We start from the raw sequence: 25,818 nt of genomic DNA, 5'->3' as shown, positions 1-25,818 counted from the left end.
TCAAGGGTTGGGTGGGGCTCGTGCGGGACATCGAGGTGATCGAGGAGCCGGCGGCGGCGGTGGTGGCGCTGGACCCGGTGCGGGCGAGGCTGCTGGCCGAGCTGAGGGAGCCGGCCTCGGCGGCGACACTGGCGGCGAAGGTGGGCCTGACCAGGCAGAAGGTGAACTACCACCTCAAGCAGCTGGAGGCGCACGGTCTGGTCGAGGTGGCGGAGACGCGGACCTGGGGCGGCCTCACGGAGCGGCTGCTGAGGGCGACGGCGGCGGGCTTCGTGGTCGCGCCGGAGCCGGTGGGCGCGCCGACCCGGCCGAACCCGAGGTCAGCGGACTTCCTCATCGCGCTGGCGGCCCGCATGGTCCGGGAGGTGGGCCGCCTGGCCCGGCGGGCGGCCGAGGGCGGGCGGGCGGTGCCGGTGTTCGCGCTGGACACGGAGATCCGGTTCGCCACCCCGGCCGACCGGGCGGCCTTCGCCGACGAGCTGACCGCCGCGGTGTCGAGGGTGGCGGCCAAGTACCACGACGAGCAGGCGTCCGACGGCCGCTGGCAGCGGGTCGTCATCGGCGTGCACCCGAAGCCGTGACGGAGGACCACATCGAGATCCCGGCCGGACCCGAGGAGGTCTGGGCGGCGATCACCGCCGACAGCGGGGCGTGGTCGTTCCAGGTGGACGTCGACGACCAGACGGCGCGTTTCCGCCGGGAGCCGTTCGCCCCGGACGCCACCGCCACGGTGACGGCCTGGGAGCCGCCGCACCGCTTCGCCTACGAGGACCCGACCTTCGCCACCGAGATCCTCGTGACCGCCCGTGACCAGGGCAGTTGTGTCGTACGGGTGGTCAGCAGCCTGCGCGTCGAGGGCGAAGGCTGGGACGACATCGCCGAGCAGGCCAGCAAGGGCTGGGCGATGACCCTGCACGTCCTGCGCTGCTACGTCGCCCACTTCGCCGGCCGGCCCTCGGCCGCCGTGGACCTGATCCACCCGGTCGACAAGCACGTCGACCTGACGGACAACCTCCCAGTCGAGGGCGTGATCGAACACCGCGGCCCGGCCTTCACCCTGCTCCGGACGACCTCGGGCATGTTCGCCATCTCGTGCTTCTCCATGGACGCGATCGCCTTGTCCGTCAACGTCACCGGCCGTCTCTACGGCCCCGACGCCGCCACCCACGCCGCCCGGGAACGCCGGCGCTGGCAGGAATGGCTGACCCGACTCTGAGAGGAACCCCATGCTGCTGGCCGGCCAGAACGCCATCGTCTACGGAGCCGCCGGGCGGATCGGCACGGCGATGTCCACCGCCTTCGCCCGTGAAGGCGCGAAGGTCCACCTCACCGGCCGCACCGCCGCGACCCTCGACGCCCTGGCCGACAAGATCCGCGCCGACGGCGGCCGGGCCAAGACCGCCGTCGTGGACGCGCTCGACGAGGACGCCGTCAACGCCCACGCCGACGCCGTGGCGGCCGCCGACGGCAGCGTCGACATCTCCGTCTGCGTCATCGGCATCGCCGACCACCAGGGCACTCCCCTGGCCGAGATGGCGTTGGAGGACTTCGAACGGCCCATCCGCCTGGCCGTCCGCTCCACCTTCCTCACCGCCCGCGCGGCCGCCCGGCACATGATCCCGCGGCGCTCCGGAGTCATCCTTACCTTCGGCGGCAACGGCGGCGGCGAGCCCATGCGGGACTACTCCATCGGCGGTCTCCAGGTCGCCCTCAACGCCGTCGACTTCCTCCGCCGCCAGCTCGCCGCCGAACTCGGCCAGCACGGCATCCGCGTCCTCGGCCTGCACTGCGGCGGCATCGCCGAGGGCCTGCCCGCCGACATGCCGGCCGCCCCCGTCATCACCGACATGATCGTCGCCAAGACCATGCTCAAGCGCGCCGCCACCTTCGCCGACGTCGGCAACGTCGCCGTCTTCGCCGCCTCCGACCTGGCCGCCTCGATGACCTCGACCTCGCTCAACATCACCGCCGGCGCGGTCAGTGACTGACGGGGCACTTCACCCCGTGCTTGACCACGGTCAGCGTCACGGTGCCGGTGATCTTCGTGCCGGGCGCGGGCTCCTGATGGCAGACCGTCCAGTTGCGGGGCAGGATCATCCCGGCGTCGCGGCCCTGGTGGTCGAGGTACTTGACCGGGGTCAGCAGCGGGAGCTCCCACTGGATGTCGCTGACCCGTTTGTGGACGACCTTGGGCATCTTCCCGGCCATGTCGAACAGCTCCTTGACGTGAGGCGGCGGCTGCGGCGCCGCGGCGTGCGCGGGTCCGTGGTCAGGCCAGCCTCGTCTCGTTCCGTGACGATGGCGATCACTCGACTAGCCCAAATGCCTGCACCCAACGACGCAGGACAGGTGCACTGAACGTCACTCTGGGCAAGGAACTGGGCATTTCGCGCCCGATAAGCCCATCGTACGGGTGGAGGCGGCGGAGTAATCCCCCACAGCCATCGCCGGGCGACCAGACGACTTGCGGCTACGCTGCCGACGCGAGATGGTGAGATGTCAACAGAACGTCGGTATGAGAGGAGAACGGCCGCCGCAGGTGGCTCGGCAGCGTGATCGATGGCGATGAGATGAGCACCCGGACTCCTGCCCTGGGGAGTTGGGTCGGTGCTCCCTGCCCGGCGATCCTCGCCCGCTCGGACGGTCGAATCCTCCAGCTCAACGACCTGGCCATGGTGCTGTTCCCGCAGGGCACGCCCGGGGCCGACCTGGCCGCCGTGACGTCGGGTTGGCTCGCCGACCCCGGCCGGCCGGTGGACGGAAGCGTGGGCGACCGGAGCTTCACGGCGCATCCGGTGCACGACGGCGACACGGTCACCTGGTGGTTGCTCGAGGACACGCGGGCCCGCGCGGCCGAGCAGGCTCTTCGGCTGGAGCGCGAGCGGGCGGCTTTCCTGAGCCGGGCCTCGACGGCGCTGCTGGGCTCGCTGAACCTCGAACGATGCATGGAGATCGCGGGCCGGATGGCCTGCGAGCACCTGGCCGACGCGGCCCTGGTCATCGCCCCGGCGTCACGGCAGCACTGGCCGGCGGCGGTGTGCGTGCGGGGCGGCGCGGTCACGCAGCAGCTCCTGGACGTGGACCCGGACGAGTTGCCGGGGCTGAGTGAGGCGTTGCAGGGCTTCCCGCCGGTGCCGTCACGCTGGATCGACCCGGCGGCGGCCCCCGGCTGGGCGATTCCGGAGGGGTTCGGCGACGTCGGCTCCATGGTCGTCACGCCGCTGCCGGGCCACGGCGTGCCGGCCGGGGCGCTGGTGCTGCTGCGCCGGGCCGACCACCAGGCGTTCAGCGAGGACGAGGAGACCTTCGCCCGGCTGTTCGCCGCCCGCAGCGGCACGGCCATGTCGGCGGCGCGGCTGTTCGCCCAGCAGGCGTCGATCACCGACGCGCTGATGAGGGACCTGCTGCCGCCGGCGATGCCGCGGGTCGACGGCATCGAGTTCGCCGCCCGGTACCGGCCGTCGAAGGACACCGAGCACGTCGGCGGCGACTTCTACGACGTGTTCCCCGGCGACGGCGAGACGCTGGCCGTGCTCGGCGACGTCTGCGGCAAGGGTCTGGAGGCGGCGGTGCTGAACGGCAAGGTCCGCAACACGCTGCGCGCGGTGCGCCCGCTGGGCGGCGACCACCACCGCATGCTCACGCTGCTCAACGGCGCGCTGCTCGACCCGAGCAGCGCCCGCTTCGTGACCCTGGTGATGGCCTCGGCCGTCCGCCGCGGCCACGACCTGGAGCTGCGGCTGACCGCCGCCGGTCACCCACCGCCACTGATCGTTCGCACGAACGGGACGGTTGAGGAGGCGGCCACCCGGGGAACCCTGGTCGGTGTGCTGCCCGAGATCAGGACGACCACCACCACGACGACCCTTGCGCCGGGCGAGACCTGCCTGCTCTACACCGACGGCATCGCCGAGGCCCGCGGCGGACCGCTCGGCGAGGAGATGTTCGGCGAAGCCCGCCTGCACTCGGTGCTGGCCGAATGCGGCGGGATGCCGGCCGAGGCGGTGGTGGAGCGCGTGCAGATGGTGGCGGCGCAGTGGGTGGGCCGCCAGAACCACGACGACATGGCTGTGCTGGCGATCACCTCCCCGCGTGGACAACACCTCACCGCGGTCGGCGGTCACGGTCGTGGCAGGTACACCGCATGACCGACGCTGTGGACCGGTTGTGGGCCGCGGTGGTGGACGGCGACCCGTACGCGGCGGGCGACGTCGTGCTCGACGCCCATGAGAGCGGCATGGCCCTGGAGGACGTGCTGCTGGACGTCATCGGCGCCGTGCAACGCCGGGTCGGCATGGAGTGGGCCGCCAACCGGCTCTCCGTCGCGCAGGAGCACGCGGCCACCGCCATCAACGACCGGACCATCACCGTCCTCTCGCAGGCCTATCCCCGACCCACTGCACATCGTGGACGAGTCACCGTGGCCTGTGTGGACGGCGAATGGCACGCGCTGCCGGCGCGGCTGCTGGCCGAGGTGCTGACGCTGCGAGGGCTGCGCGTGGACTACCTCGGCGCGCAGGTGCCGACGCCGCACCTCATCACCCACCTACACCGCACCGGGCCCGACGCCGTGGCGCTGTCCAGCTCCATCGCCACGAGGCTGCCGACAGCGCACGCCACGATCACTGCCTGCCAGGCAACTGGCACCCCGGTGTTCGCTGGGGGCGCGGCCTTCGGACCGGACGGCCGCTACGCCACACTGCTCGGCGCGGACGCGTGGGCCCCGGACGCCCGCGCCGCCGCCGACCGGCTGACCGTTGGGCCGCTGCCACGTCCGGGCGTCGGCGTCACGGCCCTGGACCTGCTGCCGCACCTGGCCGACCAGGAGTACACGATGGTGTCCCGCACCGCCGCCCAGCTGGTCAAGGCGGTGTTCACCGGGCTCGACGAGCGCTATCCCGCGATGCGCGCGTACACCGAGGTCCAGCGCAGCCGCGCCGCCGAGGACATCGCGCACATCGTGGAGTTCCTGTCCACCGCCCTCTACATCGACGACGACGAGCTCTTCGCCGGCTTCATCGGCTGGACCGGCGACATCCTGGCGGCCCGTGGCGTGCCCGCCGCCTCCCTGACGCCCACTCTCGACCTGCTCCACGGCGAGCTCCGCGACTTCCCCCGAGCCGTCCGGCTGCTCGCCGCCGCCCGTGACCGGCTCACCGCCACGCTGGACCAAGGACGACCCGCATGACCCCTTCACTACGCCTCGACTGGACCATGCCCGAGGACCGGCTAGCCCGGCTCACCGTTCAGGGCGACCTCGACTTCACCTGCGCCGCTCAGCTGCTCGACACCGTCACCGCGCGGCTTTCGGAGCACCCGTCGCTGCGTGGGCTTCACGTGGACTGCGCCGGCCTCTCGCACTGCGACTCCTACGGCCTGTCGATGCTGCTCATGGCCCACCGCCGCGCCCTGGCCGCCGGCGTCGCCTTCCGTCTGGACAACCGCTCCACCGCCCTCGACCGCATGCTGGAGCTCACCGGCACCGTCGAGCACCTCACCGCCGACACCGTCGCCGACGACCACAGCCAGAGCAGCTGATCAGCACATCTCCTCGAGCTTCACGACCGTCAGGGTGACGGCGGTGGTGGAGGTGAGCGGGGCCAGGACGGTGGCGGCGACAAAACGAGTCTTCCTCATACGTCCGGCCTACCAGAAAGGGCGTCACCCTTGCCGCCGAGATCCCCCATGCCCGTCCCTTGATTAGGTAAGCCTAACCTTATACTACGAGAGCGTGCAGGGCCGGCACGGAACCGGCGGCGGGGCGGTAGTCGTGCCAGGCGGCGGCGATGCGCCGTAGGCACTCCGTCATCTGGTCCACCGGCACGGTGAACGGCAGCCGCACGAACTCGGGCCCGCCGCCGAGGGCGACGCCGGGCAGGATGGCGACCCCGTGCCGCAGCGCGACCTGGGCGAACGCCGAGGCGTCGCCGGCCGGCAGCCGCACCCACAGGCACTGCCCGCCGGCCGCGGGCTCGAACGTCCAGTCCGGCAGCAGTCGGCCCAGCTCAGCCCGCAGATGGTCGTGCCGCGCGCGGAGCTCGGCGACCCGGCCGGCGATGATCGGCTCCAGCGACGGCAGCAGATCGGCGACGGCCAGCTGCTCCAGCGCCGCGCCGCCCATGTCGTGGATGGCCTTGATTCGCCCGAGCTGGGCGATCTCGCCGGCCGAGCCCCGGATCCAGCCGACCCGCAGCCCGCCCCACAGCAGCTTGCTCATCGACCCGACGGTCAGCGCCGGCCCGTACGAGGCCAGGCCCGGCGGCCGCGAGCCGTCGAAAGACAGCTCGGCCAGCACCTCGTCGTCGATCAGCGCGGCGCCGGCCGCGGCGGCGGCCTCGACCAGCCGCCGGCGGACCAGCCCGGACAGGGTGGCGCCGGTCGGGTTGTGGTTGCTCGGGTTGACGTAGGCCAGCCGCGGCCGGTGCTCGGCCAGCGCCGAGGCCAGCTCGTCCCCCGGCGCGGAGCGGATCACGGCGGCGGCGTCGCGGAACAGCTCCAGCACCCCGGGATAGGTCGGCCCCTGGACCAGCACGTGATCGCCGGGAGCCAGGAACAGGCGGGTGATCAGGGCCAGCGCCTGCTGCCCGCCGGTGGTGACCAGGATCTGGTCGGACGTCGTGGGCAGGTCCCGCCGGCAGTAGTGGTCGGCCAGCGCCGCCCGCAGCGCCGGCAGCCCCAGCGGGTAGTAGCCGATGTCGCCGGTGGGCAGCCGGCCGATGGCCCTGGTCAGGGCGGCGGCCAGCGCCGGCGGCGGATCCTGCGGCGCGGCGCACCCCAGCGACAACACGTCGTCGAACGGCTCCAGGTAGTTCAAGAACAGCGGGTTCACTGCCGGCACCGCGTTCGGCCGGACTCCGGCGCTCACGGCCGGCTTCACCCAGGTGCCTCGGCCTTGATGACGGTCGACCTTGCCGTCCGCGCGCAACTGCTCGTACGCCGCGACCACGGTGCTGCGACCCACCGCCAGCAGCTGAGCCAGCACCCGATCCGGCGGCAACATCGCCAACGGCGGCAGCTGGCCGGAGTCGACAAGCAGCCGCAGACGCTCGGCCAGCAGCAGGTAGAGCGGTCCTCGGCTGGCCGACCACCGACCCAACTGCGCCACCAGCCGGTCCGCCGGCCACGGGATTGGCTCCATCACCAAACCAATCTAGCCGGGATTGGCGCTGTCCCCACTCCGCCGCCACGGCCAGGCTCGATGCCATGGACCAGCACCCAGCCACTCGCGTCGTCCACCAGCACACGCCCGCGCTGCCCACCTCGCGCCCGATCAGCGTGCCCATCTACCAGGCGTCGAACTTCGCCTTCGACGACCCGGACGCCCTGGCCGACGCGCTCAACGCCCCCGACCAGGGCTTCGCCTACAGCCGCTACGCCAACCCGACGACCCGCGCGCTGGAGGAGACCGTCGCCGCGCTGGAGGGCGGCGCCGCGGCCGTGGCGACGGCCTCGGGCATGGGGGCGATCTGCTCGGCGCTGATGGGAGTGCTGCGCTCCGGCGACCACGTGATCGCCCACAGCTGCCTGTACGGCGGCACGTACGCGGCGCTGACCTACCTGCGTGAGCACTACGGCGTCGAGGTCAGCTACATCCCCGGCGAGGACCCGGCCGAGGTGGCCCGGGCGGTCCGGCCGAACACGAAGATGCTGTACCTGGAGACGATCACCAACCCGGTGACCCGTGTGGTGGACCTGCCCGCGTTCGCCGCCGCCGGCAAGCAGGCCGGGCTGCTCACGGTCGTGGACAACACCTTCGCCACGCCGCTGCTGTGCCGGCCCATCGAGCACGGCGCCGATGTGGTCGTGCACTCGGTGACCAAGTACCTGGGCGGGCACTCCGACGTCACCGCCGGCATCCTCGTGTTCGCCGACCAGGAGCGCTACCGGCACGGCTGGCACCACACCATGGAGATGGGCGCGGCCATCGATCCCTTCGCGGCGTGGCTGACCCTGCGCGGGATCCAGACGCTGGCGCTGCGGATGCGCCAGCACTGCGCCAACGCCGGCCGCATCGCCTCGCTCTTGGACGCCCACCCCGCCGTCGAGGCCGTGCACTATCCGGGCCTGCCCACCCATCCCGACCACGAGGTCGCCAAGCGGCTCCTGTCCGACTTCGGCGGCATCGTCACCTTCGACCTGGCCGGCGGCCGCGACGCCGGCTACCGCTTCACCAAGGGCCTGCGCCTGGTCAAGCTGGCCGCCTCCCTCGGCGGCGTGGAGAGCATGACCCTGCACCCGGCCAGCACCACCCACCGCCAGCTCGATGCCGACGCCCTGCGCGCCGCCGGCATCGGCGAGGGCACCATCCGCCTGTCCATCGGCATCGAGCACGTCGACGACCTCTGGTCCGACCTCGACCAGGCGCTGGCCTGAAAAGGGAACTGCCCTTTCGAGTCGGTGACCCGACCCGAAAGGGCAGTTTCTACGCGTGGAATCAGGAGCAGGTGAACGCCAAGTCGTCAATCCTGACGAATTGTCCGACGCCCGTGTCGTTTCCGTAGATGGCCTGGACGTACACCTTGTTCACGCCAGCGAGATTGATACTCGACGTGACGATCTGCTGCCAGCTGTTTTTCTTGAGATAGGGCGCGGTCGTGCCCACCAGGCGCCAGCCGTTGGGGTCCCAGATCTGGAGCTCGACCTGCGCATCGTAGTCGACCGGGTACGCCCAGATGCTGGCCCGGCAGTTCGACTTCGGCCAGGAGTCGATGGCGATGCCGTACCGCTCGGCCGCCCAGCCGTGCGCCGCGTACAACCAGCCGTTGTTCAGGCCGGTGTGGGCCGTGCCCTGGTTGTAGTTGCCGTCGGCGTTGGCCTCGCCGCTGGAACCCTTCTCCCAGTGGGCCCACGGGTCGCCCTCGAACCCGTCGGAGGCGGACGCGACGCTCGCCGTGGCGGCCGGGTGCGCCGTGGCCGCGGCGGCCGATCCCACCGTCGCGCCGGTGGCCAGTGTCGCCGCCGCGACCACCGCCGTCACCAATGAAGCCCATTGTGTCAATCGCACGAGAAATCCCTCCAGTGAATTCAATTCAAACCGTGCGAAAAGGAGAATGCCGCGCCGGGGCGGTGATCGAGAAGACTTTGTTCCACTCAACGGACCGCTGTTACGGTCATGATCGACTCTGGGGAGGCGGCGTGGGGCGGGGCGTTCTGGAAGGCGCGTTCCTGTTGTTGGAGGAGATTCTCGACACCGAGGAGAGCGGACTCAGCGAACTGGCGGCCCGGACCGGACTGCCGAAAGCGACCGCGCACCGACTGCTGGACCAGCTTGTTCAGCTGGGCGCGGTGGAGCGCCGGGACGGCCGGTACCGGATGGGGGTCACGATGTTCCGGTTCGGATCAGGCTGGCCGCTGGGCGTCGATCTGCGCTCGACGGCGCTGCACCCGTTGCGGCAGCTGGCCTCCGCGCTGCCGAGCGCCACATTGAGCGTGAGCGTGCCCGACAACGGGCACCTCATGGTGGTCGGGGCCTGTCGTGGCGAGGTCAACGAGGTCATGCCGGTGCGGGCCGGGAGCAAGTTCGCGGTCTGGGAGGCGTGGCAGCTGGTGCAACGGGCTGCCCGCGAGGGGGACGGCGTTGTCCTTGTCCCCCAATCCCCTTGCCACAACGGCGTGGCCGGGGTGGGGGTCGCCGTGCAGGCGCGCCCGGGAGAAGCCGTCGGGGTGGTGTCCGCCCTGGTGTTCGACGAGCGGCGGGTGCCGGGCATGATCCCGGCGGTCCGGCACGCGGCCCAGGTGATCGGCGGACACCTGGCCCGCCTCCGGCGAACCGCCGGCCGCGCCTGACGACGGCAGATGTCACATGCGGTCCGCGCGGGCCTCCCAGCAGCACGTGCGGACCGCATATGCCACAACTGCGGCGGCTACGCCACATGTGGCGAAAGTCAGGCGAGTTTGAAGGCGAGCTCGGTCTCCCACTTGGACATGTCGGGCTGGACGCGGGGGTCGGTCCTGTAGATCTCCAGGCGGCTGGCGAAGCGGTCGCCGGCCGGGGTGGACTCCGCGTCCACACGCAGGCCCTGGCCATCGAGCCAGGCCAACAGCTCCGCGGTCACGCCCATCAGCTCGCTCGGGTGGCCGACGTGGCTGACCGACGCGTAGCGGCCGGCCGGCAGCACGTCGGAGAAGACCTCGCCGTCGCCCTGGACCGGGGCGGCGATCGGGAAGCCGGCCTCGACCACCAGCTCCCGCTCCATGTCGATCACCAGGTAGCGGAAGAACGGCGCGCCGGCCGGCTCCAGGCCGCGCGCGGCCAGCCAGCCGGCGATGCCGGCCATCCGGTCGGCGATCTCGGGGAAGGTCTGCATGGTCACGGTGCGCCTGATGCCGACGTAGGGCTGCGCGGCCCGGTCGATCACGGTGGGCTGCATGGCCCGTCCTCTCGTCTCATCGATTCGCTTGGTCAGGAACCGCCGGTCGGCCTCGGCGGTAGCCAACCCGAGCGCCTGCTCGTACGCCACCGCCGCCTCGGCGTGTCGGCCCAGCCGGCGCAGGAAGTCGGCGCGGGTCGCGGGCAGCAGGTGGTAGCCGGGGATCTCCAAGCCGTCCAGCAGCCGAAGGCCGGCCTCGGGCCTGGAGGCCATGGCGACCGCGGCCGCGTGGTTGAGCCGCACCACCGCCGACGGCACGAGCTCGGCCAGCCGCGAGTACAGGCCGGCGATCAGCGGCCAGTCCGAACCGGCAGCGTGGCTGTCGGCGATGGCGGCCTGGAGTTGGTACGGCCCGAGCCGGCCCAGCCGCGACGCCCGGGCCAGGGCCTCGCGGCCCTCGGCGATCGCCACCCGATCCCAGCGGGTCCGGTCCTGGTCGGCCAGCAGCACGACATCGCCGTGCTCGTCGAGACGGGTGGCCCGGCGGGCGTCGTGCAGCAGCATCAACGCCAGCAGCCCGCCGGCCTCGGGCTCGTCCGGCATCAGCCGGGTCACCAGCCGGGCCAGCCGGATCGCCTCGTCGCACAGCGGCCGGCGCTCGGGCGTGCTGTAGCCCTCGTTGAACATCAGGTACAGCACGCCCAGCACGGCGGTGGTGCGCTCCGGCAGCAGATGCGCGGGCGGCACCCGGTAGGGGATGCCGGCGTTGCGGATCTTGGCCTTGGCCCGGCCCAACCGCCGCGCCATGGTCGTCTCCGGCACCAGGAACGCGCGGGCGATCTCGGCCATGCTCAGCCCGGCCAGCGTGCGCAGCGCCAGCGTCACCTGCGACTCGAAGGCCAGCGCCGGATGGCAGCAGGTGAAGATCAGCCGCAGCCGGTCGTCCTCGATCTCGGTGTCGGCAACGGGTTCCGGGTCGAACGACATCACCGCGACCTCCCGCAGCTTGGCCGCGCCGACCGCCGCCCGGCGCATCCGGTCGGTGGCGCGGTGCCGGGCGATCGTGGTCAGCCACGCCCCCGGCCGGCGCGGCACGCCCTCGACCGGCCACTGCCGGACCGCGGCCGCGAACGCCTCCTGGGCGCACTCCTCGGCCAGGTCCCAGTCGCCGGTGACCCGGATCAGCGTGGCCACGACCTTGCCCCACTCCTCGCGGAAGGCATCGGCAACGGCCGCGTCGACGGACACCGAGGTCACGGCGTGAACAGCGGCCGGATCTCGATCATCCCGTAGCCGGCCGCCGGGTGCCGGGCCGCGATCTCCACGGCCTCGTCCAGGTCGGCGCACTCGATCAGCACCAGGCCGCCGATCTGCTCCTTGGTGTCGGCGAACGGGCCGTCGGTCAGCAGCACCTGCCCGTCTCGCACCCGCACCGTGGTCGACTCGGCCGGCGGTCGCAGCCCGGCCCCGCCCCGCACCACGCCCCGGGCGGCCATCTCCTCCGACCACCCGCCGCAGCCCATCGCCAGCTCCTCGGGCGTGGGCTCGTGGTCACCGGCGATCAGCAACGCGTACTGCATGGGTCCCTCCTCGGATCGGTGTTCGCACCGACACGTCGAATGGAACCACCCCCGTCGGACACTTTCGCGCCGGGAACCTCGCCCCATCGCGCACCCCGGTCGACGCGGCGGCGGCCGGGCCGCGCCGGAGTCGTCGACCCGGTAGAAGCAGCTGCGCCGAATCCTGACCATGCAGGAACGGATGTTCGACCGCGCCGCCGCCTGCGGCGAGTTCGTGCCCGATCCCGTCGACATCGTGTTGGTCCCGCCGTATCTGCGCGCCTTGTGGGGGCGGCCGCCGGCCGATCCGGTCGTGTTGGTCGACCGCCTTTTCGCGCTGAATTCTCGCTGAAGGATGCCGCACCTTGCTGCGGATGTCGGCTGCGGCCGCGCCGTGTCCGCAGCCATTCGTCGTGAGACGGCCGGCCCATACCCTTGACCCTGATGGCCAGGGCCGCCGTCGGCCGGGCGGTCCGCGCCGTTCGTAGGTGGTGGGGCACCTCGGTGTTTTCCGCACCCGGCGGCCGATCGAGGGAATTGTGACGCCTGCGCCGGACGGCCGAGCCCATTGTTTGCCACCCGACAAAGACCCTTGCCGCGATCGGCGCGGGTAACTCTCGTTATCGCCCCCTACCCCCGAACAGGGGGTTTCGGTCGGTGAGATCCTGACTACCTTGGTGGCGCACAATTCCTTCGATGAAAACAGGAAGGGATTCATGAAACTCGGCAAACAATTCACCGCATTCGGTGCGGTCGCGGCGGCCGCCCTGCTCGCCGCGGCCCTGACCACCGCCACCGCCACCGCCGGCCCCACCTCCGACGTGGTGTCCGGGCCGGCCGGCCTGAGCGCGGACGTGGCCGCCACCCTGCACGGCTCCGGCGCCGACGCCCACGAGCAGGCCCTGGCCGCCTACTGGACGCCGGAACGCATGAAGTCGGCCAGACCCGAGAGCGAGATCCCGGCGCTGAAGAACTCCACCGGCTCCACCTCGGCGGCGCAGAGCGTGCCCGCCGGCCCGGCCGGCTCGGTCTCGGCGGCCGCGCCCAAGGCCGAGCCCAAGGCGTCGGCCACCGGCGGCTCCTCCGAGGTGGCGCCGGCGGCGTACCTGCCGGGCTACCCGGTCGGCCACCCGGTCGCCCGCACCTCCGGCAAGGTGTTCTTCACCAGCTTCGGCCTCAACTACGTCTGCTCGGCCACTGTGGTCAACTCCGAGGGCAAGTCCGAGGTCTGGACGGCCGGCCACTGCGTGTCCGACGGCGGGGCCTGGAACACCAACTGGACGTTCGTGCCCAACTACGCCAGCGGCTACGCGCCCTACGGCTACTGGTACGCCTACCAGCTGTGGACCACCACCGCGTGGTTCAACAACAACAGCGACTTCGCCAACGACGTCGGCTCCGCGGTCATCTACCGCAACAACGGCTGGCGGATCACCGACTACCTGGGCGGGCAGGGCATCGCCTGGAACTACCCGATCGGCCAGTACGTGTACGCCTTCGGCTACCCGCAGGCATCGCCGTTCAACGGCTGCTGCCTGTACGCCGAGAACGGCTACACCTACAACGGCGGCGGCGGAACCATATTCATGGTCAACTACATGACCGGCGGCTCCTCCGGCGGCGCCTGGCTGATGGCCTTCGACGGCAACTGGGGTTACATCAACGGCCACAACGACTTCAAGTACACGTCGTTGCCGCAGTACATGTACTCCCCGTATTACGGGAACCAGGTCCTGAGCCTCTACAACACCGTTCGCTACATTTCCACGTGATTTAGCCCGACCGGGCGTCGGCCGGCTTCGGGTGCAACCGCGAAGCCGGCCGACGCCGTCACGGAGCCATGATGCGAAGAATTCCCGCCCTGATGGGCCTGCTGCTGCTCACTGCCTGCGGCGCCGCCCACCCGGGTTCGAGCGGCCCCGCCCAGTCCGCGAGCGGCGGCCCGGTCATGTCGACGAAGGTCGGACCGCCGACCCTGAACGCGCCGCCGCCGCTCAACCAAGCCGTCCCCGACCCCAGCGTGGTCAACCTGCGGGCCGTCCGCTTCGACCAGACGGTCGCCAACCCGGACAACAAGCTCGTCGTCCAGTACACCGCGAGCGGCCGCCCCGAGTGCGCCAAGCTCGGTCGGGTCGACGTCGTCGAGGCCGATGACGCCGTCACCGTGACCGTGCGGCTGGGCCAGGCCCCGGGAGTCGACTGCTCCGGGCCGCAGCCCATGATCGCGGCCACCTTCCAGACCATCGTCACCCTCAAGGCCCCGCTCGGCGACCGCCCGGTCCGCGACGGCGGCGCCTAACCGTCTCCGTGCTCGCGGAACTCGTCGAGGGCAGCGGCGCGCTCGTGGTAAGGCCGACGGGACAGCCGCCCGACCATCCTCCACAACTGCCGCTCCTCGGCCAGGGTGTCCGGCAGGCGGTAGCCCAGCGACTCGGCCAGCGGCTTGCGGCCGACGTTGACCAGCGCCTGCACAGCGGAGGCCCACTCATCGGTGCCGATCACGGCCATCCGATACCAGACTCTGGTCAGGACCAGCAGCACGACCACGAGGCCAAGGGCCGGCCATACAGCCAGCGCCCCCGCCGAGACCAGCCCGATCACCAGCGCGCAGACGACGAGGTGCCCCCACAGCAACGCGACGAAGAAGTCGACACCGGTCCGAGCCGTGTCCACGTTGCGCCGGACGGTCTCGTTGACCGCGGCGTTGAGCTCGTACCACAGGGTCTGGGAGTCGAGCTGGTACCGGTCGAAGCCGAAGACCTCCAACCGTCGGATGGCGTTGCCCAGCCGGGTGGCGACGACCTGCTCCTCAGCGGGGTACCGGGCGAGCTGCTCGCCGAGCAGTGCCCGCTGGGTCGTAGTCGGCTGGTCGTCCTCGGCGCGCCGTTCCAGCAACAACCGCCGGCGACGCAGCTGGCGGTCGCGGGACCGCCGGTGCAGCCACTGGGGCCAGCCGAGGTAGCCCTCCAACACGCGGTACAGCGGGATCTGCACCGCGCTGAGCGCCACACCGATCGCCGCTACCGCCAGCACGAACACGATCGAGTTCTCCACCGCGCCCGCGCCGGCCAGCAGGCCCGGCAGCACCAGGAACACCACGACGAAGCCGTTGATGGCGGTGGGCAGCAGCCACCCGGCGACCAGGGACCAGCCGCCACCGAGGATGCCCTTGACGAGCTCGGTCACCAGTCGTCGTCCTCGTCGGGCGACGGCCCGGGTGGCTTGCCGTAGGCGATGTCCGGCGGCCCACCCCAATCACCGGCGATGGGTGAGCCAGGCGGATTGCGTGGGGCGCCGGGGGCCTCCCCGGCCGGCATGGGTCGGCCACTGCCGAACGCCGTGAGCCGTTCATGCCATCCGCGTGAGCGGCGGGCCAGTGCCTCTTCCAGCCTCCGGTCGGCGGCGACTCTCTCGTCGAGCAGGGCCTGCAACTCGGCCCCACCCCGCCGCACCGTGGCCGGAGAGCGCGCGGAGAGCAGGTCCAGCACCGAGGCCAGTCGTTCCTCGACGTTCCGGCCCGGTTTCACCGCCGCGCGGGTGCGGAGCACGCTGCTGATCTCGTCGAGAACCGCGCGGTAGGTGTCGTCGTCGGCGACGGCGTTCTCGACCATCGCCGACGCCAACCGTGCGGACATGAACCTCGGCATCGGCAACACCTTCTCGAGGACGTGTCTCCTCAGTCGTGTTGCCGTCGCGGTGCGTTACTCCGGTGCTACTTGACGCGCTCCAGCTCGACCACGGGGATGACCCGGGTGGTGTTGTCGGCGTACTCCCGGAACTGGGGCTGGAGCTCCATCTGCTTCTCGTAGATGGCGTCGCGCTCGGCGCCGGTCAGGACACGGGCCACCACCGGGAAGCGGTCGGTGCCGTACTCGACCTCGGTCTTGGGGTTGGCCACCAGGTTGTGGAACCAGGCCGGGTGCTCGGGGCTGCCGCCCTTGCTGGCGAAGATGAAGATCCGGTCGCCCTCGACGTAGGGCACCAGGGGCGTCACGCGGGCGGTGCCGGACTTGGCGCCGATGTGGTGCACGAGGACGATCGGGTAGCCCTCGGCCATGCCGCTGCCCTTGCCGCCGTTGACCCGGAAGTTGGCGATGACCTGCCGGTTCATCTCGTTGAAGTCGATCGAGTCGGTCATGTGATCAACCCTATGGGTCACGGTGTGGTCCGATCGATAGCCAAATCACCCAAATCCATATCCGATTGAGTCACTACGATGGCGCGCATGGACCTACTGGGTGATCTGCTGGCGGTCGGCGGGGTGCGCGGGGCGCTGGGGGCGCGTATCGAGGCGGGCGGCAACTGGCGCCTGGCCTGGCACAAGATGCGCGGCGCGGCGTTCTACGCGGTCACCTCGGGCACCGCCTGGCTGTGCCGGCGCGACGAAGAGCCGGTGCAGCTGATGCCGGGCGACGTGGTGTTGCTGCCCAGCGGGACGCCCCACGCCTTGGTCAGCAGCCCAGAGCAGGTGCTGGTCCCGCACCAAGGCTGCGACACCAGCCAGCTCACCGACGGCAGCCTGCTGCGGCTGGGTGACGGCGAGGTGCGGACCCACGTCGTCGGCGCCTGCTACGAGTACGACCCGAGCGTGACCACGCAGGTCATGAACGCGCTGCCGCCGGTGCTGCACATCCGGGCCGACAATGCCGGCACCGGTCTGGACGACACCGTGCGGCTGCTGGCCCGTGAGCTGGCCAGCCCGCAGGCCGCGTCCTCGTACGTGCTCAACCGCGTGGTCGACATCCTGCTGGTCCAGGCCTTGCGGGCCTGGCTGGCCGGCAAGCCGAACGAGGTGCGCGGAACCTGCCTCAGCGCCCTGACCGACCCGGTGGTCAGCGCCGCGCTGGCCCAGCTGCACCAGGAGCCGGCCCGGCCCTGGACCACCGACTCACTGGCGGCCGAGCTGACCATCTCCCGCAGCACCCTGACCCGCCGCTTCCGCGCCGTGATCGGCTCCGCCCCGGCCGACTACTTGACCCGCTGGCGCATGGACCTCGCGGCGACCCGCCTGCGCGACACCGACGACACCCTCGACTCCATCGCCCGCTCCGTCGGCTACACCTCGGTGTACGCCTTCAGCCGTGCCTTCCGCCGCGCCCGCGCTCAAGCCCCCGGCCAATTCCGCGCCACGATCCGCACCCCCTGACGCTTGGAAGGGGGCTTTCCTCCACTCCGAGTGAAGGAAAGCCCCCTTCCAAGCGTCAAATGGGGGGGCGAGCGGTAGGGGTTAGAAGGCGGGCCAGGGGATGGCGGGCCATTCGCCGGAAGGCTCGGGGTAGACGCCGGCGGCCAGCAGGCGGTCGGTGCGGGCGATCAGGGCCGACACCTCGCGCCGGGTGAGGTGCTCGGCCAGCTGCTCGGCGACGTCGCCGTCCAGGCCGGCCCGCAGCTTGCGCAGCGCCTCCACGGCTTCGGCCGGCAGGGGCTCGCCGAGCCAGCCCCACAGCACCGACCGCAGCTTGGTCTCGGCGTGCATGCAGATGCCGTGGTCGACGCCGTACACCGCGTCGGTCGCGGTGTGCAGCACGTGCCCGCCCTTGCGGTCGGCGTTGTTGACGACGACGTCCATCGCCGCCATCAACCGCAGCCGCGGGTGGTCGGCATGGGCCAGCACGGCCGGGTCGCCGTACCGGTCGGTCGCGTGCAGCACGGCCTTCCAGCCCTCGGGCACCTCGTCGGCCGACACGATGTCGACCAGGTCGGCGTCCTCGTCGGTGTCCACCCACAGCTGCACCATGCCCGGCCCGAACGGGCCCGGCCGTAACACCGTGGGCGGCACCAGGCCGAAGCCGGCGGCCTGGGACACCAGGTAGGTGGCGACCTCGCGGCCGGCCAGCGTGCCGTCGGGGAAGTCCCACAGCGGCCGCTCGCCGTTGATCGGCTTGTACACGCACTCGGCCTGCACGCCGTGCCGGCTGATGGTGCCGAACAGCGTCGCGTTGGAGGCGTCCACCAGCCGTCCGGTCACCTCGATCCGGCCGCGCTCGATCAGCTCCAGCGCCCCGGGGTCGGTGGGCAGCACCGCGGGCTCAGCTGTCCTCGGTGCGACGGTAGCCGTTCTGCCTCGGGCAGACGTGACCACTGGGGTCGAGCGGCTCCTCGCACAGCGGACAGGGTTTGCGCCCGGCGTTGACCACCCGGTCGGCACGCACGGCGAAGGCGCGGGCGGCCGGCGGCGTGAGGAACACCCGGACCGCGTCCGGGCCCTCCTCGGTGTCGTCGAGCACGACCGCCTCGTCCACCTCGTCCTCGGTGACGGCGAGCAGCTCGACCACCACCGCGGTGGACTCGGCGTCCCAGCCCAGCCCCATCGTGCCGACCCGGAACTCCTCCTCCACCGGCACCGCGAGGGGCTCGGTGTCGACGAGGGCCTCGGGCGCGCTGTCGGGCACCTCGGCGCCGAACCGCCGCTGCACCTCCTCCAGCAACGACCCGATCCGGTCGGCGAGCACGGACAGCTGCGTTTTCTCCAGCACCACACTCACCAGGCGGCCGTCCTCGGCCGCCTGGAGGTAGAAGGTGCGGTCGCCAGGTTCCCCGACGGTTCCCGCTACGAACCGGTCGGGCTGGCGGAATACATGAATGACACGAGCCATGGCACTGATGACCCTAAGGCACACGGCGCGACACGGCCGCACGTCCCCTCCTGTTCACAGCCATGATCGCTGTGAGCGGACGCCCCGGGCCGACCCGTTAAGGTCGTGGCGTGGTGAAGATCGCGTCGTACGGAGCGTGGACCTCCCCGTTGGCCGCGCGGGACGTGGCCAGGGCGGGCGGGTCGGTGCAGTGGGTCGACCTGCACGACGGGGAGGCCTGGTGGGCCGAGAGCCGGCCCGATGAGGGCGGCCGGGTGGTGCTGATGCGCGCCGGCGACGGCCGACCCCGGCCGGTGCTGGCCGCCCCGTGGAACACCCGCAACCGGGTGCACGAGTACGGCGGCAAGCCGTTCGCCTTCGTCGGCGGCAAGATCGCTTTCACCCATTGGGTCGACCAGCGGGTGTACCTGGTGGACCCGGACGACGAGGCCGCCACACCCGAGCCGATCAGTCCGGAGCCCGAGCGCGAGCACGGCTTCCGTTACGCCGACCTGACCGCCGCCCCGGGCGGCGCCGAGGTGTGGTGCGTGCGGGAGACGCAGTTCGGCGACGCCCCGCTGGACGTGCGGCGGGACCTGATCGCGCTGCCGCTGGACGGCTCCGGCGAGGCGCGGGTGCTGGCCGCCAGCCACCACTTCATGTCCGCGCCCAAGCCGTCGCCCGACGGCCGGCACGTGGCCTGGCTGGGCTGGGACCACCCGGCGATGCCGTGGGACGGCACCGAACTGTGCGTGGCCGAGCTGACCGAGGACGGCAAGGTCGGCGAGCACCGGGTGATCGCCGGCGGCCCGACCGAATCGGTGTGCCAGTTCCGCTGGGAGAGCCCGGACTCGTTGCTGGCGCTGACCGATCCGCAGGGCTGGTGGAACCTGCACCGCATCACCCTGGACGGCACGGCCGTGAACCTCGCGCCGCGCGAGGAGGAGCTCGGCGGCCCGCTGTGGCGGCTGGGCAGCAGCTGGTTCGCGCCGCTGGGCGGCGGCCGGCACGTGGTGCTGCGCGGCGGCCGCACCCTGGCCGTGCTGGACGAGCGCAGCGGCACCGTCACCGACGTCGAGACCGACCTGCCGGTCTGGCTCGGGCAGATCTCCGCCGACAACGGCGTGGTCGTCGGCGTCGCCGCCGGCCCGCGCCGGGAGGCCGCGGCGGTGCGGCTGGACCTGTCCACCGGCGAGACCACGGAGCTGACCGTCGGCGAGCCGCTGCCGCTGGACGAGGCGTACCTGCCGCTGCCGCAGGAGCGGATCTTCACCAGCCCGGACGGGGAGCGCGTGCCGGCGTTCGTGTACCCGCCGACCAATCCCGACTTCGCCACCCCCGAAGGCGAGCTGCCGCCGTACGTGGTCCACGTGCACGGCGGCCCGACCGGCGACGTCTCCGGCACGCTGAGCCTGGACTTCGCCTACTTCACCAGCCGCGGCATCGGCGTGGTCGCGGTCAACTACGGCGGCTCCACCGGCTACGGCCGGGCATTCCGGGAGCGGCTGCGCGGCCAGTGGGGCGTGGTCGACGTGCAGGACTGCGCGGCCGTGGCGCAGGCGCTGGCCGACGAGGGCAGCGCCGACCCGGCCCGGCTGGCCATCCGCGGCGGCAGCGCCGGCGGCTTCACCGTCGCGGCGGTGCTGACCATGGACTCGCCGTTCGCCTGCGGCAACGCCATGTTCCCGGCCCTGGACCTGGTGTCCTTCGCCAGCGGCGAGACCCACGACTTCGAGTCCCGGTACCTGGACGGCCTGCTCGGCCCGCTGGAGAGCAACCGCGAGGTGTATGTGGAGAGGTCCCCCAGCGCCCGGCCCGACCGGCTGGCCGGGCCGATCCTGCTGTTGCAGGGCCTGGAGGACAAGGTGTGCCCGCCCGCGCACACCGAGGCCTTCGCGCGGGCCATCGCCGGCAGCGGCATCCGGCACGCCTACATCCCGTTCGCCGGCGAGCAGCACGGCTTCCGCCGGGCCGAGACGATCATCGCGGCGCTGGAGGCCGAGCTGTCGTTCTACGGGCAGGTGCTGGAGTTCGAGCCGGTCGACGTGCCGGTGCTGGCGCTGGAAGCGTGAGCTCCGAGCGCGATCGCCCGCACCGGCTGCGGCCCGGCGACCTGGTCGCCGTGGTCGCGCCGGCCGGGCCGATGCCGCCCGAGCTGCTCGAGGCCGGCGTCGAGATCGTGCGGTCGTGGGGATTGCGGGTGCGGGTCGGCAAGCACGTGCTGGACCGCCATCCCACGCTGAACTACCTGGCCGGCACGGACGAGGACCGCGCCGCCGACCTCCAGCAAGCCTGGTGCGACCCGGAGGTGGCGGCGGTGTTCTGCGTCCGCGGCGGCTACGGCTGCCTGCGGATGGTCGACCTGCTGGACTGGGACGCGATGGCGGCCGCCGGGCCGAAGCTGTTCGCCGGCTCCAGCGACGTGACCGTGCTGCACGAGCAGGTCGGCGCCCGGCTGGGCCTGGTGACGCTGTTCGCGCCGATGCTGGCCACCCTGGCGTTCGTCGAGGACGAGGCGGCCCAGGGGCACTTTCGCTCAACGGTGTTCGAACCTGACTCCGTTCGGGTGTTGACCCGGCCGGGCGCCGGTCCGCTGGTTGCGGGCCGGGCCTCGGGTGTGGTTGTCGGCGGCAACCTCAGCCTGCTGGGGGCCGGGCTGGCCGCGCCGTCGGCGGCCCGGCCGCCGGAGGGCTCGATCGTCGTGCTGGAGGACGTCAACGAGGACCCGTACCGGCTGGACGTGCTCGTCACGAAACTGTTGCGTGCCGGCTGGTTCGACGGGGTCGCCGGCATCGCGCTGGGCTCGTGGACCGGTTGCGGGGACCTCGCCGACGTGCGGGCCACGCTGCTGGACCGGCTGGGCGGCCTGGGCGTGCCGATCGCGTGGGAGCTGGGCTTCGGGCACCGCCCGGCGGCGCTGACGGTGCCGCTCGGTCTGGTCGGCGACCTGGACGCGATGGCCGGAACTCTCACGATGAGGTCATCCGCGTTGCGCTGACCGGGTGGTTTCTTTCGCAGATCGTCGAATGTCCGTGCTGGCGGGCCGGTCGAGGCCATTATCGGAACTCGCCGCAACGTCACAGCATCGACGTCGAAGGGATCACCATGGCTCTGCCCGCACTCACGGCCCAGCAGCGTGCCGACGCGCTGGCCAAGGCTCAGCGAGCCCGCAAGGCCCGTGCTGATCTGCTGGCCGGCCTCAAGGCCGGGACCGTGCAGCTGCCGGAAGTGTTCGAACGCGCCGAGACCGACGAGGTGGTGCGCAAAACGCGGATCATCGCGGTCATCAAGGCGTTACCGGGGGTCGGTCCGGTGCGGGCCGCTGAACTGATGCGCGGCTGCGAGATCGCCGAGTCGCGTCGGGTGGGCGGGGTCGGCTCGGCGCAGCGCAGCGCCCTGCTGGCCGCGGTCAGCTGATCGGCTCGGCACCCCGATCGAACAGGACACTGTCAATCGACCACATCATCGAGAGATCACCGCCCCAGCACCGGGCCAGCCGCTCGCGGTGACCGGCCAGCGCGGTGGCGTGGTCCAGCCGGCCGTCGGCCAGGAGCGCCGCGGCGTCGAGCAGTTCCGGCAGGTCCGCCCGGATCCGGTCGGCCGACATGCTCGGTGCGCGTGGCCCCTCGTCCTCGACGTCCGCCGGGTCGGGACCGAACTGGGTGTAACTGGGGAAGCGGACGCGGTCCGGCAGCACGGAGTAGAAGGGCACGCCGTCGTTGAAGTAGAACTCCGGCCAGCGGTTGCCCGACAGGCACAGCCACGGGGTGCCGGTGGCCAGGGCGGCCATGCCGAACCCGGTGTGCGGCGACAGGAAGACCTTCGACGCGCGGACCAGTGTGAGCTGGTCCCGCAGCGGGAGGTCCAATGCCAGCCGCGCACCGGGTACGGCCGCCGCCAGCCGCTCGTACTCGGCGCGGTCGTAGGTCGTGCGGGTCCGGCCGCCGTCCTCGGACAGCTTGCCCAGCAGGTGGAATTCGGCGCCGGGCAGGCGTTCGGCCAGGGCGGTGAGGATCAGCTCCCACGATGTGACCGACGGGTACATGCTGCGTTTCGCGCTGCCGCCGAGCAGCACCGTGAAGCCTGACCTCTCGGCCGGCGCGGGCAGATCCAGCCGCAGCGGCTGCCGGGGTGCGTAGGACGGGCCCTTCTTGGTGCCGGCCCAGCCCTTCTCGCCGGTGAAGTAGGCCTCGGCCTGGTCGTAGTAGGCGGCCAGGCCCGGGAAGAACTCCCGCTGCGCCGGCTGCGTCAGCCGCACGTCACCCACGACGTGATCCCAGTCGTTGCCGATCTTCGCCAGCTGTTCCCGGGCATCGGTGCTCGGGTCGAACAGGTCGAGCTCGATCGTGTGCACCTCGTCGATGAACGGGCACCACGTCGCCATCTCCGCCGGCGTGTCCGCGTTGAGCACCACCCCGATCCGGCGGCTCGGGTCGGCCGCGTGGTAGCCGAGGCTGTAGTGCAGGGCCTCCACGGCGTGGCCCACCGGCTGCGCGTAGACGAAATTGACCAGAACCGACTCCATGGCGTCGATTCTGTCGACCCCGTCGACCGATTTACCCCTATCGCCTCCACGTGACAGCCGGGCGCGCGTGAGTGGCTCAGTTCGCTCCAGGAGCCACCTGAGCCACTCACGTAGCGGAAAATCAGGGCTTGCGGGCGGCCATGAACAGGTCGCGCTCGGGGTCGGTGACGGTGATGTGGTTGGGCCGGAACTCGACGATCCGCTCCCGCACGACCGCCAGCCCGAGATCGGTCAGCCGTTCGCGGTACACCTCGGCCGGGTAGCTGCTCACGTCGGCGGCGGCCTTGCCCATGAACTCGACCTCGATGCCCTCGACGTCCACCGGCACCGTGGCCAGCAGGAAGATCCCGCCCGGCGCCAGCCAGTCGGCGATGCGAGCCAGGGTGGCGTCGATGTCGGCGCGGGTCATCTGCAACAGCGGGAAGAACGCGATGACGGCGTGCCAGCTGCCGCTGGCGTAGGTCAGCGTGCGCAGGTCGCCGACCTCGAAGCGGGCCGCCGGCACCTGCGCGCGGGCGATCTCGACCATGCGCGGCGAGACGTCGACCCCGGTGACGTCGTGGCCGGCGGCGGCCAGCACCTCGGCCGTCGGACGGCCCGTGCCGCAGCCCAGGTCGAGCACCCGGGCCCGCTCCGGCAACTCCCCCAGCAACCAGTCGAGCTCGTCGCGTTGGGCGGTCAGCCCGGCGAAGGCCGTCTCGTAGTCCTTGCCCAGTTCGTCGAACAGTTCCGCTGCCGAAAGCCCCATGGGCCAACACTAGTGAGTCGGCCACCCGCGTTGTGTCAGGATCCTGACGTGAGTCAAGCCCGAAACACCGAGCTGCGCCCCGGCTACCTGGTCAAGCGGGTGCAGCAGCTCATCCGGCAGGCCTCCGACGTGGAGCTGCGCAACATCGGCCTGTCGATGTCCCAGCACGCGGTGCTGAGCGCGCTGTTCGAGCGGCCGGGGGCGTCCTCGGCGGAGCTGGCCCGGCGCTGCTTCGTGACGCGGCAGTCGCTGCAGGACGTGCTGTCGGGGCTGCGGGCCAACGGCCTGGTGGTGGTCGCGGACAAGCCGCCGGTCGGCCGGGCCCGGCCGGCGCGGCTGACCGACCAGGGGCGGCAGCGGCTGGAGCAGGCCGAGAAGGTGGTGTCCACGGTCGAGGACCGGATGCTGGCCGGACTGAGCCCGGACGACCGGGGCCGGCTCACAATGTTGCTGTTCCGGTGCGCGGAGAACCTGACCGACATAGGTTGACAGGTGTGAACGAGCTGGTCGCCCGGGCCCGGGCCATCGCGGATGAGGTGCTGTTCCCGGCGGCGGCCGAGGTCGACCGGACGGGTGAGGTGCCCCGTAGCCACTTCGACCTGCTGGCGGCCGAGGGCTTCTACGGCATCGTCGTGGACGAGGCGCTCGGCCTGCCGGAGACGGTGGCGATCCTGGAGGCCCTCGCCGGCGGCTGCCTGGCCACGATGTTCACCTGGATCCAGCATCACGGCCTGACCCGCGGCATCTACGCCTCGACCAACGAGCCGCTGCGCGAGCGGTACCTGGACGAGCTGGCGGCCGGCCGGCTGCGTGGGGGCGTGGCCTACGCGGCGGTGATTCCGCCGACGCCGAAGGTCCGGGCCAGACGGGTCGACGGCGGCTACGTGTTCGACGGCGAGGCGCCGTTCGTCAGCGGCTGGGGCGTGATCGACCTGCTCCAGCTGGCCGGCCGCGATGGCGACACCATCGTCAGCGCGGTGATCGACGCCGTGGACGCCCCGGGCCTGACCCATCAACCTCTGAGCCTGGTCGCGGCCCAGGGCACCGCCACGGTCCACCTGGGACTGGACGGGTTTTTCGTGCCGGACGAGCGGATCTACGCCACGATGCCGTACGAGGACTTCGTCGGCGGCAGCGCGGCCTTCGCGTCCCGGCTCAACGGCTGCGCCCCGCTGGGCGTGGCCGAGCGCGCGGCCCGGCTGATCGAGGAGGCCGGTCAGGGTCAGGTCGCCGACCGGCTGCGCAAGGAGGTCGCCGACGCCCGCGATCGGCTGGACGGCGGCCTGATCGACCAGGCCTCGATGCCGGCGGCCCGGGTCGCGGCCGCCGAGCTCGCCTTCCGCTCGGCCGGCGCGCTGGTCGCCGCCACCGGCAGCCGGGGCATCCTCGCCGGCGACCACGCCCAGCGCCTCGTCCGCGAGGCCACGTTCCTGCTGGTCGCCGCCGGTCGGCCGGAGATCAAGGCCGGCCTGCTCGCGGCGTTCGGAAAAATCTTCTGACAAATTTCGGGCGGCATGTCGATCCGGGGCAGGCCTCATCCGACGCAGTGGTGAGAGCGCGAGAGACCACCAGGATCGGAGCCCCGAGATGACCGCGATCGCCACCACCGCCACCGTCCCCGCCGCCAAGACCCCGCTGGCCACCAAGATCGGCCGCGGCATCACCGGCTTTGTCGTGCTGTTCCTGCTGTTCGACGCCGCGATGCACCTGGCCAACCCCGACTTCGTCGCGCAGTCCTTCCAGCAGCAGGGCTTCCCGGCCTACGCGGCGTTGGTCACCGGCCTGCTGGAGGTCGGCTGCCTGGTGCTGTACCTCATCCCGCGCACCGCCGTGCTGGGCGCGCTGTTCCAGACCGCGTACCTGGGCGGCGCCTTCTGCGCCAACCTGCGCATCGACGCCCCGCTGTTCTCGTCCATGCTTTTCCCGGTCTACATCGGCGTTCTGGTCTGGGCCGGCCTCTACCTGCGCAACGCCGCCGTCCGCACCGCCCTGGGCGTCGACATCCTGGCCAAGCGCTGACCCTCCCCCAGCCCCGGCTCTCTCGTCCAGTGTCATGAAGGGCCCCTTCCTGACACTGGACGAGAGTTTTGGTCCCTTGATC

The 25,818-nt window shown here is 71.7% G+C and carries 30 protein-coding genes; 18 read left to right on the top strand and 12 right to left on the bottom strand.

Annotated features, from left to right (window positions below):
- Positions 1–20: 20 nt before the first annotated feature.
- The 3 genes from ACIG5F_RS00955 to ACIG5F_RS00945 are packed head-to-tail and all read left to right on the top strand — an operon-like array spanning position 21 to position 1,988.
- Positions 21–581 (top strand): ArsR/SmtB family transcription factor, encoded by a 561-nt coding sequence (locus ACIG5F_RS00955; RefSeq protein WP_396515266.1) that lies wholly within the window; start codon positions 21–23, stop codon positions 579–581.
- The gene (locus ACIG5F_RS00950; RefSeq protein WP_396515264.1) at positions 578–1,216 is read left to right on the top strand and encodes a hypothetical protein; all 639 of its coding nucleotides are present in this window, start codon (positions 578–580) and stop codon (positions 1,214–1,216) included. The genes ACIG5F_RS00955 and ACIG5F_RS00950 overlap by 4 nt, the downstream gene beginning before the upstream one ends.
- Positions 1,217–1,226: 10 nt before the next feature.
- Positions 1,227–1,988 (top strand): SDR family NAD(P)-dependent oxidoreductase, encoded by a 762-nt coding sequence (locus ACIG5F_RS00945; RefSeq protein ID WP_396515262.1) that lies wholly within the window; start codon positions 1,227–1,229, stop codon positions 1,986–1,988.
- Here the strand turns inward: ACIG5F_RS00945 and ACIG5F_RS00940 are convergent.
- A complete protein-coding gene (locus tag ACIG5F_RS00940; RefSeq protein WP_396515261.1) occupies positions 1,978–2,208 on the bottom strand; it encodes a hypothetical protein in 231 nt (76 codons plus the stop codon). The two genes, ACIG5F_RS00945 and ACIG5F_RS00940, sit on opposite strands and share 11 nt — an antisense overlap.
- Before the next feature lie 344 nt (positions 2,209–2,552).
- Between ACIG5F_RS00940 and ACIG5F_RS00935 the strand changes: the two genes are divergently transcribed.
- From ACIG5F_RS00935 to ACIG5F_RS00925, 3 genes are read left to right on the top strand one after another with little or no spacing between them, the layout of a single operon-like run.
- Positions 2,553–4,148 (top strand): PP2C family protein-serine/threonine phosphatase, encoded by a 1,596-nt coding sequence (locus tag ACIG5F_RS00935; RefSeq protein ID WP_396515259.1) that lies wholly within the window; start codon positions 2,553–2,555, stop codon positions 4,146–4,148.
- A complete protein-coding gene (locus tag ACIG5F_RS00930) occupies positions 4,145–5,188 on the top strand; it encodes a B12-binding domain-containing protein (RefSeq protein WP_396515257.1) in 1,044 nt (347 codons plus the stop codon). Before ACIG5F_RS00935 ends, ACIG5F_RS00930 begins: the two co-directional genes overlap by 4 nt.
- Entirely contained in the window at positions 5,185–5,538 is a 354-nt protein-coding gene (locus ACIG5F_RS00925; protein ID WP_396515255.1) for an STAS domain-containing protein, read from the top strand. The genes ACIG5F_RS00930 and ACIG5F_RS00925 overlap by 4 nt, the downstream gene beginning before the upstream one ends.
- 178 nt (positions 5,539–5,716) lie before the next feature.
- On the opposite strand, the gene ACIG5F_RS00920 is transcribed toward ACIG5F_RS00925, so the two are convergent.
- Complete coding sequence (locus ACIG5F_RS00920; protein WP_396515675.1) at positions 5,717–7,138, bottom strand: PLP-dependent aminotransferase family protein; 1,422 nt, start codon at positions 7,136–7,138, stop codon at positions 5,717–5,719.
- Positions 7,139–7,203: 65 nt separating this feature from the next.
- Between ACIG5F_RS00920 and ACIG5F_RS00915 the strand changes: the two genes are divergently transcribed.
- Complete coding sequence (locus tag ACIG5F_RS00915) at positions 7,204–8,373, top strand: trans-sulfuration enzyme family protein (RefSeq protein WP_396515253.1); 1,170 nt, start codon at positions 7,204–7,206, stop codon at positions 8,371–8,373.
- Positions 8,374–8,434: 61 nt separating this feature from the next.
- Here ACIG5F_RS00915 and ACIG5F_RS00910 read toward each other — a convergent pair whose 3' ends face one another.
- Positions 8,435–8,977 carry a hypothetical protein gene (locus tag ACIG5F_RS00910; protein ID WP_396515252.1) on the bottom strand — a complete coding sequence of 181 codons (543 nt, stop codon included), beginning with the start codon at positions 8,975–8,977 and terminating at the stop codon, positions 8,435–8,437.
- 158 nt (positions 8,978–9,135) lie between these two features.
- On the opposite strand from ACIG5F_RS00910, the gene ACIG5F_RS00905 reads away from it, so the two are divergent.
- A complete protein-coding gene (locus ACIG5F_RS00905; protein WP_396515250.1) occupies positions 9,136–9,786 on the top strand; it encodes a helix-turn-helix domain-containing protein in 651 nt (216 codons plus the stop codon).
- A gap of 98 nt (positions 9,787–9,884) precedes the next feature.
- Here the strand turns inward: ACIG5F_RS00905 and ACIG5F_RS00900 are convergent, their stop codons facing one another.
- Together ACIG5F_RS00900 and ACIG5F_RS00895 are read right to left on the bottom strand one after the other, a co-directional pair.
- Positions 9,885–11,558, bottom strand: a complete 1,674-nt coding sequence (locus tag ACIG5F_RS00900) for a DUF6596 domain-containing protein (RefSeq protein WP_396515674.1) — start codon at positions 11,556–11,558, stop codon at positions 9,885–9,887.
- Between the two features lie 5 nt (positions 11,559–11,563).
- Positions 11,564–11,890: a YciI family protein gene (locus ACIG5F_RS00895; RefSeq protein ID WP_396515248.1), complete on the bottom strand. Its 327-nt coding sequence runs from the start codon at positions 11,888–11,890 to the stop codon at positions 11,564–11,566.
- Between the two features lie 181 nt (positions 11,891–12,071).
- On the opposite strand from ACIG5F_RS00895, the gene ACIG5F_RS00890 reads away from it, so the two are divergent.
- The 3 genes from ACIG5F_RS00890 to ACIG5F_RS00880 all read left to right on the top strand — a co-directional run bounded on the left by ACIG5F_RS00890 (position 12,072) and on the right by ACIG5F_RS00880 (position 14,168).
- Complete coding sequence (locus tag ACIG5F_RS00890; protein ID WP_396515246.1) at positions 12,072–12,221, top strand: hypothetical protein; 150 nt, start codon at positions 12,072–12,074, stop codon at positions 12,219–12,221.
- Positions 12,222–12,585: 364 nt separating this feature from the next.
- Positions 12,586–13,641 carry a trypsin-like serine peptidase gene (locus ACIG5F_RS00885; RefSeq protein WP_396515244.1) on the top strand — a complete coding sequence of 352 codons (1,056 nt, stop codon included), beginning with the start codon at positions 12,586–12,588 and terminating at the stop codon, positions 13,639–13,641.
- 71 nt (positions 13,642–13,712) lie between these two features.
- Positions 13,713–14,168 (top strand): hypothetical protein, encoded by a 456-nt coding sequence (locus ACIG5F_RS00880; protein WP_396515242.1) that lies wholly within the window; start codon positions 13,713–13,715, stop codon positions 14,166–14,168.
- On the opposite strand, the gene ACIG5F_RS00875 is transcribed toward ACIG5F_RS00880, so the two are convergent.
- From ACIG5F_RS00875 to ACIG5F_RS00865, 3 genes are all read right to left on the bottom strand, one after another.
- On the bottom strand, positions 14,165–15,055 hold the full coding sequence (locus tag ACIG5F_RS00875; RefSeq protein WP_396515240.1) for a hypothetical protein: 891 nt from the start codon (positions 15,053–15,055) through the stop codon (positions 14,165–14,167). The genes ACIG5F_RS00880 and ACIG5F_RS00875 overlap by 4 nt on opposite strands.
- The gene (locus tag ACIG5F_RS00870; protein ID WP_396515238.1) at positions 15,052–15,516 is read right to left on the bottom strand and encodes a hypothetical protein; all 465 of its coding nucleotides are present in this window, start codon (positions 15,514–15,516) and stop codon (positions 15,052–15,054) included. Before ACIG5F_RS00870 ends, ACIG5F_RS00875 begins: the two co-directional genes overlap by 4 nt.
- Before the next feature lie 65 nt (positions 15,517–15,581).
- Positions 15,582–16,007 (bottom strand): nitroreductase/quinone reductase family protein, encoded by a 426-nt coding sequence (locus ACIG5F_RS00865; protein ID WP_396515236.1) that lies wholly within the window; start codon positions 16,005–16,007, stop codon positions 15,582–15,584.
- Between the two features lie 87 nt (positions 16,008–16,094).
- Between ACIG5F_RS00865 and ACIG5F_RS00860 the strand changes: the two genes are divergently transcribed.
- Positions 16,095–17,015 carry a cupin domain-containing protein gene (locus ACIG5F_RS00860; protein ID WP_396515234.1) on the top strand — a complete coding sequence of 307 codons (921 nt, stop codon included), beginning with the start codon at positions 16,095–16,097 and terminating at the stop codon, positions 17,013–17,015.
- A gap of 81 nt (positions 17,016–17,096) precedes the next feature.
- Here ACIG5F_RS00860 and ACIG5F_RS00855 read toward each other — a convergent pair whose 3' ends face one another.
- Positions 17,097–17,891: an SCO1664 family protein gene (locus tag ACIG5F_RS00855; RefSeq protein WP_396515232.1), complete on the bottom strand. Its 795-nt coding sequence runs from the start codon at positions 17,889–17,891 to the stop codon at positions 17,097–17,099.
- A gap of 7 nt (positions 17,892–17,898) precedes the next feature.
- Positions 17,899–18,465, bottom strand: coding sequence for a DUF3090 domain-containing protein (locus ACIG5F_RS00850; RefSeq protein WP_396515230.1), 567 nt, complete (start codon positions 18,463–18,465; stop codon positions 17,899–17,901).
- A gap of 110 nt (positions 18,466–18,575) precedes the next feature.
- Here ACIG5F_RS00850 and ACIG5F_RS00845 point away from each other — a divergent pair, with 110 nt between their 5' ends.
- From ACIG5F_RS00845 to mihF, 3 genes are all read left to right on the top strand, one after another.
- A complete protein-coding gene (locus ACIG5F_RS00845) occupies positions 18,576–20,516 on the top strand; it encodes a prolyl oligopeptidase family serine peptidase (protein ID WP_396515229.1) in 1,941 nt (646 codons plus the stop codon).
- A complete protein-coding gene (locus tag ACIG5F_RS00840; protein WP_396515227.1) occupies positions 20,513–21,442 on the top strand; it encodes an LD-carboxypeptidase in 930 nt (309 codons plus the stop codon). Before ACIG5F_RS00845 ends, ACIG5F_RS00840 begins: the two co-directional genes overlap by 4 nt.
- A 107-nt stretch (positions 21,443–21,549) precedes the next feature.
- Positions 21,550–21,861 carry an integration host factor, actinobacterial type gene (gene mihF / locus ACIG5F_RS00835; RefSeq protein ID WP_211769026.1) on the top strand — a complete coding sequence of 104 codons (312 nt, stop codon included), beginning with the start codon at positions 21,550–21,552 and terminating at the stop codon, positions 21,859–21,861.
- On the opposite strand, the gene ACIG5F_RS00830 is transcribed toward mihF, so the two are convergent.
- Together ACIG5F_RS00830 and ACIG5F_RS00825 are read right to left on the bottom strand one after the other, a co-directional pair.
- Positions 21,854–22,969: a hypothetical protein gene (locus ACIG5F_RS00830; RefSeq protein WP_396515225.1), complete on the bottom strand. Its 1,116-nt coding sequence runs from the start codon at positions 22,967–22,969 to the stop codon at positions 21,854–21,856. The genes mihF and ACIG5F_RS00830 overlap by 8 nt on opposite strands.
- A gap of 121 nt (positions 22,970–23,090) precedes the next feature.
- On the bottom strand, positions 23,091–23,717 hold the full coding sequence (locus ACIG5F_RS00825; RefSeq protein WP_396515224.1) for a class I SAM-dependent methyltransferase: 627 nt from the start codon (positions 23,715–23,717) through the stop codon (positions 23,091–23,093).
- Between the two features lie 48 nt (positions 23,718–23,765).
- On the opposite strand from ACIG5F_RS00825, the gene ACIG5F_RS00820 reads away from it, so the two are divergent.
- The 3 genes from ACIG5F_RS00820 to ACIG5F_RS00810 all read left to right on the top strand — a co-directional run bounded on the left by ACIG5F_RS00820 (position 23,766) and on the right by ACIG5F_RS00810 (position 25,736).
- Positions 23,766–24,206, top strand: coding sequence for a MarR family winged helix-turn-helix transcriptional regulator (locus ACIG5F_RS00820; protein ID WP_396515222.1), 441 nt, complete (start codon positions 23,766–23,768; stop codon positions 24,204–24,206).
- A gap of 5 nt (positions 24,207–24,211) precedes the next feature.
- Entirely contained in the window at positions 24,212–25,216 is a 1,005-nt protein-coding gene (locus ACIG5F_RS00815) for an acyl-CoA dehydrogenase family protein (RefSeq protein ID WP_396515220.1), read from the top strand.
- 88 nt (positions 25,217–25,304) lie between these two features.
- On the top strand, positions 25,305–25,736 hold the full coding sequence (locus ACIG5F_RS00810; RefSeq protein WP_396515218.1) for a DoxX family protein: 432 nt from the start codon (positions 25,305–25,307) through the stop codon (positions 25,734–25,736).
- Positions 25,737–25,818: the final 82 nt, after the last annotated feature.

Origin of the sequence: Kutzneria sp. NPDC052558 (assembly GCF_044547355.1) — a bacterium.
In the GTDB taxonomy this organism is placed as follows: domain Bacteria; phylum Actinomycetota; class Actinomycetes; order Mycobacteriales; family Pseudonocardiaceae; genus Kutzneria.
The sequence above is the reverse complement of the archived record's forward strand: the minus strand, read 5'-3'. Positions and strand labels throughout refer to the sequence as shown.